Below are 8,494 nucleotides of genomic sequence, written 5' to 3' on the forward strand. Positions count from 1 at the left end.
TATCAGGTTCATTGGTATCAACTTAAATTCAAATTGTTGTAATAGCTTTGGATCTACTCGCTTACCAGTTTGAGCATTCGTGATAGATTTTGTGATGCCGTTACGTACTTCAATGATTACTAGCCCTCTGAAATCGGGAAGACAAAAACAATTATTGCTAAGTTTAATGTTTATATTGTGGAGAGTATGGAGCAGGCGATCGCTACAGCCAAAACAATCTTATACTAATTCGTAATTTGTAATGTTTAAGCCCAGTTAGTTAAGCTGATTGAATTGTTGTTCTAGAGCGCATACAGCTTGCTCACCAGACCAAAAAACTTGGAAGGAGTTCTGTCTGTGCTTGGGTAGCTGACTTAGGTATCAAGTTAGCAAATCCGAGTTCTTCTGCCGATGAGGCGAAAAAATTTTCTACCATCATCCTCATTAGGCGCGGGAAATCAGAACCGGGTTGAGTGGAGAATTTATTGAGACAGAAGAAGCGAACACCTCAGCAGCATCTTATGTTGATGGTGACACGCTACCAAAATACAGTGAAAAACCCCATAACTGGAAGTCTTCTGGTCGCAGAGTAAAACGTGGATTGTTCCGCACAGCAATGAATTGGTACATTAATGCAGATTGCAACGGTGGGGCCAATATCATGCGTAAAGTAAGCACGAGACTTGGACTTGATCTAAGTGGAGTGTCTAGGGGTGCTTTGACTCATCCCACCCGAATCTATACCCGCCTTGAACTAAAGCTCTTTGGCTAAAACTAAAGTTCCCCAAAAAAAGTGAAACTCCTCAAATTTTACCCAGAATTACTTACAAACATTTATGTATTTATTTATAGCGTATTTTTGTTCTAGTTGGATTCCCAACGACTATTTACACTCAACTTGGTGAGCAGTGTTTATACCCTTGAGTATACTTTGTTTCTAACTCCCAATAAAATCGGCGAACCGAGAGTATTATGTGCCGTCATCACTTGCACCATAATATATGGTCTATTTTTTTAAAGATTTAATATTTTAAGGGGTAAAAATTGTATTTTTTCTGCAAAGAGTTGTCCATTTTATAATATTTCAGAAAATTTACAGAAAAATAAGCGTAGGCTATTCAAACTTTTAGCTAATCAGTGTAAGCTAATTATGTAAATATGTTTATCGCAAAACTATTTAACCACTCAGACTAACTCTCTTAGAGGAGGTGTAGCAAAATTTACATAGATTTTTTGTATATATGTTTAAAGAGACTGAACATGACTGTAAAAAGATTGAGTTTAGTAGCTTTTAAGCATAGCAAACAATATTGTTAAAATGAGATTTTTCTTGAGTAGTAAAATCTCAAAAAATCATAATGTGCTTTATAGTTTTTCTCGTCTCTTGACTGTAGCCTCCCCCAAGCCAGCTTTTTAATGCTGTAGGTTATAGGCTTTAGACGGAAGGATTCCCACTAAAGTGATTCTGATTCCTTGGCAAAGCCGTAGACGCTTTGCTTTGAAATTCTTATTCGACCTCTTGCTGAAAGCACAAATCTTGTGGCGGACTAAGACACCGCAATGATTGGTATTTTGCGAGTAAACAAGCTTGACTATGCAAACGTTTAGCCCAATATATTGGTATTCACATTAGTGATTGTCAAGATCAAGAGTTCAGTTGCAACGAGTGGTGCTGCTTCCCAAATAAAAACACTTTGTTACATAAAAATATTCCTTTATTCATAAGAATTTTAGGGTTTAGTTGCAAACATAAAAGTATAAAGTAATACTTTTTATTATTTTTTTTCAATTTAGAGCAATAGCTAAATTTCGTCTTGGAGGTTAGAAAATGCCACCCGTGCTTTCTGGGGAAGATGTAGGCGAAAGGCTTTTGTACACCTTGGGTGCAAAGCTTTCACAACAGGAATTACAAAACTTCTTGGCAGCAATGGAAATTGTGGAGCCACCACTAGCAAAGCAGTTTTGGCAATCTGCACAGACGAATCCTGGCATCTATATTATCCTTACAGGTAAAGTCCGGCTGTTGGATAGCTCTGAGAATTTAATTACTACCTTTGGTGCATGGTCTGTTTTCGGTGAATTGACTCTTTTTCCCGAAGCTGATTTTAGTCCTTATGTAGTCAGAGCTTCGACAAGCTTAAAGCTTGGCTATTTTAAGCAAGACGCATTGCAAACATTGATAGATAAGTATCCTAATATTCGCGATCGCCTTTTTGCCCGTGCAGAACTTTGGGATTTACTATTGTTATGTCGCCAAACCTCACAATTACCGTGCCATACTTCACTTGTACCAGGGATGCTCAAAGCTTTATCTCTCTTTGAGCGACATCATTTAGAGACTGGCTCTTTAACTACGCAAGTATCCCAAGATTCTGAGTTATGGCTATTGTACAGAGGTCAACTGCGGCATTCTGAAGGCCATCTTTTGACACCAGGCACAATTGCCCAACCAAAACAAGGTGATTGGCAGGTAACTCAACCAACAATTGCTTACATTCTGAAAAAAGACCATCGGCAAACAGCACTAGAATACTTGCCGGAGTTGGGGAATTGGGGAGTGGGGAGTGGGGAGTCGGAAGAGACGCGATTAATCCCGTCTGTACTAAAGAGTGGGGGAGAAACTTCCCAATCTCCAAAATCCAAAATCATTCCTTTTCCCCAACGAGATCAGCAGTCACAACAACAACAACCAAAAAAAGCACGTTTTTACTTTCCCAGTCCACAGGTGCAAGTGAGGCATTGGTGGAAACGCCTGACTAAGAGCTATCCCTTCTATGCACAACAAAGCGCTGCCGATTGTGGCTCTGCTTGCTTAGTAATGATTGGTAACTATTGGGGCAAGCATTTTAGTATTAATCGCCTGCGAGATATGACCAACGTCAACCGCAGTGGTGCATCTCTAAAAGCTATGGCAGCAGCAGCAGAAAACTTGGGTTTTGCCACCCGTCCGGTGAAAGCCACTCTTGATAAATTAGCAGAACAACCTTTACCTGCAATTGTCCACTGGGAAGGCAACCACTTCATCGTTGTCTATGAAATCAGCAAAAAGCGGGTAATTGTATGTGATCCGGCTCTTGGTCAATGCAGCCTGACAAAAGCTGAATTTCAAGCAGGTTGGAGTGGTTATGCATTGTTACTGGAACCTACAGCTTTATTACAAAATACTAAAAACGAAAATACAAGTTTCTGGAAGTTTTTTGAGTTAATTAAACCTCACCATCGGGCACTATTAGAAATCTTTGCAGCTTCGATATTAATCCAAATATTTGGACTGGTAACGCCAGTCTTCACCCAGTTATTGCTCGATAGAGTCCTTGTGCAACGTAGCGTTACAACCTTAAACGCCATTGCTTTGGGGATGATAGTTTTTGGGTTATTTGGTGTGGCTGTCAATGCTCTACGCCAATATCTTTTATTTCATACTGCCAACCGCGTTAGCATCGCCCTACTCGTAGGTTTTATCAAACATACCTTCCGCTTGCCCCTTTCTTATTTCGAGTCGCGTTTTGTAGGGGATATAGTCTCGCGCATCCAAGAAAACCAGAAAATTCAGCAATTCCTTACCGGTCAGACACTCTCCATTTTGCTGGATATGCTGACATTGGTGGTTTATTTGGCCTTGATGTTCTCCTATAGCTGGCGCATGTCATTATTCGTGCTGTGTACAGTACCGCCATTTTTTATCTTGGCGCTAGCTAGCACAAATATTTTGCGCCGCATCTCCAGAGAAATTTTTAATGCAGGCGCTAAAGAACAAAGCTATCTCATAGAATCTCTAAGTGGAATTCGTACCGTCCGCTCATTGTCAATTGAACAGACTGTGCGCTGGCGTTGGGAGGAACTGCTGAATGATTTGGTCAAAAAAGGCTTTAATGCTCAGATAATTGGTAATCAGCTGCAAATTATCAGTGGTGTTATCCAAACTTTTGTAAATACTGCATTGCTGTGGTATGGAGCGACTCAGGTAATTAATGGCGAACTGACGATTGGACAATTAGTTGCTTTCAATATGTTGGTGGGTAACGTCTTGAGTCCTTTCCAGAGGCTATCTATGCTGTGGAATCAATTGCAAGAAATTGTGATTTCCACCGAACGCATAAATGATGTGTTGGAGGCGGAACCAGAAGAAGACTTAGAAACTAAACCCCGGAAGGCGTTGGGTAAGCTGCGTGGTCACATTAGCTTTCATAATGTCACCTTTCGCTATCACTCAGAAAGTGAGACTAACGTCTTAGAAAATCTTAACTTTGAAATCCAACCAGAACAGATGGTTGCAGTGGTGGGGCGCAGTGGTTCTGGAAAAACAACCCTGAGTAAATTGATTTTGGGTTTATATCCACCGACAGATGGCAAACTACTGATTGATGGTCGTGACATCACTGGTGTTTCGTTGCGATCGCTCCGTTCTCAAATCGGTGTTGTAGACCAAGATACTTTTCTCTTTGGTGGGACTATTCGAGAAAACATTGCGATCGCTCATCCAAATGCCTCTTCAGAAGAAATTATCCAAGCAGCAAAATACGCCGGAGCCGATGAATTTATTCAAAAACTACCGATGGGTTACGAATCCCAAATTGGTGAAAGCGGCGGTATGCTTTCTGGTGGACAACGCCAACGCCTAGCGATCGCTCGTGCTTTGCTCGGAAATCCTCGATTATTACTATTTGATGAAGCCACCAGTCACCTAGATTCCGAATCAGAACGAATCATTCAAAACAACCTCAAAACAATTCTTCAAGGACGCACAAGTGTAATCATTGCCCATCGCCTCTCTACAGTCCGCAACGCTGACTTGATTCTGGTTTTAGATCAAGGTGTTTTGGTAGAAAGCGGTACTCACGACGAATTAATCACTAAAAAAGGTCATTATTACTACCTGAATCAACAACAACTGGCTCAAGTCAGTTGAGATTGGGCATGGGGCATTGGGCATTGATAAATAAATTAATAGTTCTTCTCCCCCACTCCCCACTCCCCATTCCCCGTTCCCTATCTACTGTTATCCGAACTAAAACTATGCCATCTCCCAATCGATCATCCCCAGTTCCTCAAAATGAGACAGATAAATACCAAAGTTACACACAGCAAGAGGAATCTGTAGAAGTTGCTGAGGCAGAAAGTAATAGTCAAGACTTGTACTACGGTACTGAAGCATTGCTCAATGCCTTACCTCGGATTTGGACTCGTGGTTTGTTGTATATACTCATAGGCTTTGCTGGTCTGTTCTTGCCTTGGGCAACTCTCTCGAAAATAGATGAGACTGGTAGTGCTAGAGGGCGTATAGAACCTAAAGGCGCAACTCAAAAATTAGACGCTCAAGCTGCTGGGAGTGTCAAAACAGTTATGGTCAAAGAAGGAGATACAGTCAGAGCCGGCCAGGTTCTAGTAGAACTAGAGTCTGATGTCCTGCAAACGGAACTGCAACAAGTCCAGAGCAAGTTGCAAGGGCTACAAAATCGGCAATCGCAACTGGAATTGCTCAAAAATCAACTCCTAATGTCAACTAACCTTTTAGAGCAACAAAATAAATCCCAAGAATTAGAAAAAATAGCTCAAGTTAACCAGGCGCAGCAAAACCTGGATGCCAAACTGAGTAGCTATGACCTCCAAAAGTTAGAAAAACAAGCATTAGTTAAGCAAGCCCAGCAACAAATTTACACCACTCGTGATGATAAGCAATCGGCTAAAAACCGTTTGAGTATAGATTCTAGACAAATTGAACGCTTTAGCAAACTCGTTTACGATGGTGCAGTTTCTGCAACCCAAATTGATCAACTTAAAAAAGAACAACAAGAAAGTAAACGACTCTATAGCAGGGCTGTATCAGATATCAAACAAGCAGAATTCCGTTTAGCGGAAGAACTAAATCGTTATCAAGTAACTATCAAAACGTTAGAGTCTGATATCAAACAAGCAAAACTGCGACTGCAAGAGGAACAAAGTAGCTATAAAAGTTTGATGCAAGCCGGACAACTGGCTGTAATGAAAAATCAGGAACAGCTAAAAGACCTACAAACACAAATAACAGCAGTACAATCAGAAGTCGCTCAGACTAGAAGCCAAGTTATATCTATAAAAGTTCAAATACAGCAACGAGTGGTGCGATCGCCGATTAATGGGGTGATTTTTGAATTACCCACCACGAAGTCAGGAGCAGTAGTACAACTCGGCCAAAGGATTGCCCAAATCGCACCCAAGAATGCAGACTTCGTACTCAGAGCTAGTATGCCTAATCAGGATAGTGGTTTTTTGAAGCTAGGAATGCCAGTTAAAGTCAAGTTTGATGCCTATCCCTTCCAGGAGTATGGCATCGTGCCAGGGAAAGTTACTTGGATCTCTCCTGACTCGAAAATTACCCAAACACCCCAAGGGAACATCGAAAACTATGAATTAGAAATCATCTTAGATCAGCAGTATGTCGAAAATGGCAACAAACGTATTCCACTAGGTGCCGGTCAGACAGCAAATGCTGAAGTCATCATTCGCCAACGGCGGGTGATTGATTTTGTTTTAGATCCATTCAAAAAACTGCAAAAAGGCGGTTTAGAGATTTAGTCAAAGCGATACTTACGGTGGTGACTGAGCAGCGCCGATGGAATTAAAAAATACGACAAGGGAAATAAGAGGAATAAATAACTCCCAACTCCTAACTCCTAACTTAACAATGCCCTTAATTATTGGAGATATCGTGTTATGCCCCATAGTCTGACAATTTCTAGTTCAGATATCATTCACAGTCTCAAGCTTTCCTGTCAAATACCTGATGTAGTGGAGGCGATCGCATCGCAAAGCATCATTACCGAAGCAGCTCAAGAGCTAGGAATTACAGTCACACCAGAAGAACTACAGCAAGAAGGAGATAACTTAAGGTTTGCTAAGAAGCTTGTCAAAGCTAAAGAAACCTGGACATGGCTAGAAAAACACCACCTGTCTGTAAATGAGTTTGAAGAATTAGCTTACAACAATATACTTTCGCGGAAGTTAGCAAATCATCTATTTTCTGATCAACTCGAAAAGCATTTTTATGAACATCAACTAGATTATGTCGCCGCCGTTACCTATGAAGTTGTCTTCCAGGATCGAGACTTGGCTTTAGAACTTTTTTATGCGCTTGAAGAAGGCGAAATCAATTTTCCTGAAATTGCTCGTTTATATATTCCAGAACCAGAACTCCGCCGTGCTTATGGATATCAAGGACTCCGATACCGTAAAGATTTTCGTCCAGAGATTGCAGCAGCTGTATTTGCTGCTGCACCACCAAATGCTCTTAAACCGATTACAACACCCAAGGGAGTGCATTTAATTTGGGTGGAAGAAATTATTCAACCCCAACTAGATGAACAATTGCGCCAAAAAATCATTACAGAATCATTTTCTCATTGGTTAAAGCAACAAATTAACGCTATGAAAATTGTCACTCAGATAGACTCTGATGCAAATGTGCGATCGCAGGAGGAATTGCCAGATACGTCATTCACCAAGACTAAATAGGCTATTAACTTTATCTAGCTAAAGGTAGATGCTTTTAAGTTTCAAAAATGTTATTTATGCTGATATGTTTGCTTAAAATTTAATAATTTGTTCTCTTTAGCATTTTGTGAACATATCCACAACTTACCAGCTTAGTGCTTAAAAAAATTAAGTTTAATCTTCATAAGTCTTGCTGGGCAGTAACTAAGGTTATTAATGCCTAAAATTATTTTAGTTTTTTTTAATATTAGCTAATAGTATACATGCTCGTTTTTAAGCTTAAATACATTAGTTTTTTAAATCACAAATTTATCAGAAAAAATTGACTTTTCTAGGATAAACCTGTAGTATTTGTATAAGCAGTTACAGACTGTTGAAGAGAACTATTCATTAAGAAAAGTTGCACTTTTCAAGAGAAACTCAAATGGTTATTTCTGATCTAAACTACTTGAAAAATTCCTTTGAAGAAATTTTCGGTGGTCGTGGTACTGACATTAGAAACGTCTACACTGCAACCAAGACAGTTACAGCTAATGTTGATGAAATCTTCACCAAGACAATTACCACTAGCTTGGGTGGTTTAACAGGAAATGTTGCTGAATTAGTTGTTAGCGCTGATGCTACTGGCGATAATACTTTCTCCAGCGTCATTGGTGGTGTACAAACCGAAGCGAATCGCTCTGAAACTTTCGTTAATGCTATTTCTGCTACCATTCAGAATCCTACCAATCAACAGGGAGGAGGGATCAGGACTCACTAACCCACATTTTTAAACGTGGGGTTGAAAACTTGGACAATGCAATTCTTCCGCTACGCGTCTCGAAAAACATCTTTTTTTGAGTGGGCTTCAGACTCACGGTTAAAGTTTAAAATTCTTTCGTGTTTCTTGTTAAGATTTTTCTCTCCCTTTTTCGGTGAAAAAAATCATTGAACCCCAACTATGATGAACAGTTGCGTCAAAAAAGCATTAGAAAATTATTTTCTGATTGGTTAAAGCAACAAATCAAGCCTATGAAAACAGTTACTCAGATAGCAGTACGCTTGG

At 40.1% G+C, this 8,494-nt stretch carries 5 protein-coding genes; 4 read left to right on the forward strand and 1 reads right to left on the reverse strand.

Features of this window, described 5'->3' with window-relative positions; genetic code table 11:
• The coding region (locus VE944_RS02765) for a DUF6174 domain-containing protein (protein WP_324971950.1) at window positions 1–195 on the reverse strand (195 nt) is incomplete at its 3' end.
• A gap of 1,612 nt (window positions 196–1,807) precedes the next feature.
• Here VE944_RS02765 and VE944_RS02770 point away from each other — a divergent pair.
• From VE944_RS02770 to VE944_RS02785, 4 genes are all read left to right on the forward strand, one after another.
• On the forward strand, window positions 1,808–4,888 hold the full coding sequence (locus VE944_RS02770) for a peptidase domain-containing ABC transporter (protein ID WP_324971939.1): 3,081 nt from the start codon (window positions 1,808–1,810) through the stop codon (window positions 4,886–4,888).
• Between the two features lie 107 nt (window positions 4,889–4,995).
• Entirely contained in the window at window positions 4,996–6,534 is a 1,539-nt protein-coding gene (locus VE944_RS02775) for a beta-barrel domain-containing protein (RefSeq protein ID WP_324971942.1), read from the forward strand.
• Window positions 6,535–6,672: 138 nt separating this feature from the next.
• Window positions 6,673–7,470, forward strand: a complete 798-nt coding sequence (locus VE944_RS02780) for a peptidylprolyl isomerase (protein WP_324971945.1) — start codon at window positions 6,673–6,675, stop codon at window positions 7,468–7,470.
• A gap of 403 nt (window positions 7,471–7,873) precedes the next feature.
• Window positions 7,874–8,209 carry a hypothetical protein gene (locus tag VE944_RS02785; RefSeq protein WP_324971948.1) on the forward strand — a complete coding sequence of 112 codons (336 nt, stop codon included), beginning with the start codon at window positions 7,874–7,876 and terminating at the stop codon, window positions 8,207–8,209.
• Window positions 8,210–8,494 lie beyond the last annotated feature (285 nt).

The sequence above is a fragment of the Nostoc sp. genome (genome assembly GCF_035638895.1).
In the GTDB taxonomy this organism is placed as follows: Bacteria; Cyanobacteriota; Cyanobacteriia; order Cyanobacteriales; family Nostocaceae; genus Nostoc.

Coding starts and splice junctions, on each gene's coding strand:
- VE944_RS02770 (WP_324971939.1), top strand. CDS start 1,808: ATGCCACCCGTGCTTTCTGGGGAAGATGTAGGCGAAAGGCTTTTGTAC.
- VE944_RS02775 (WP_324971942.1), top strand. CDS start 4,996: ATGCCATCTCCCAATCGATCATCCCCAGTTCCTCAAAATGAGACAGAT.
- VE944_RS02785 (WP_324971948.1), top strand. CDS start 7,874: ATGGTTATTTCTGATCTAAACTACTTGAAAAATTCCTTTGAAGAAATT.
- VE944_RS02780 (WP_324971945.1), top strand. CDS start 6,673: ATGCCCCATAGTCTGACAATTTCTAGTTCAGATATCATTCACAGTCTC.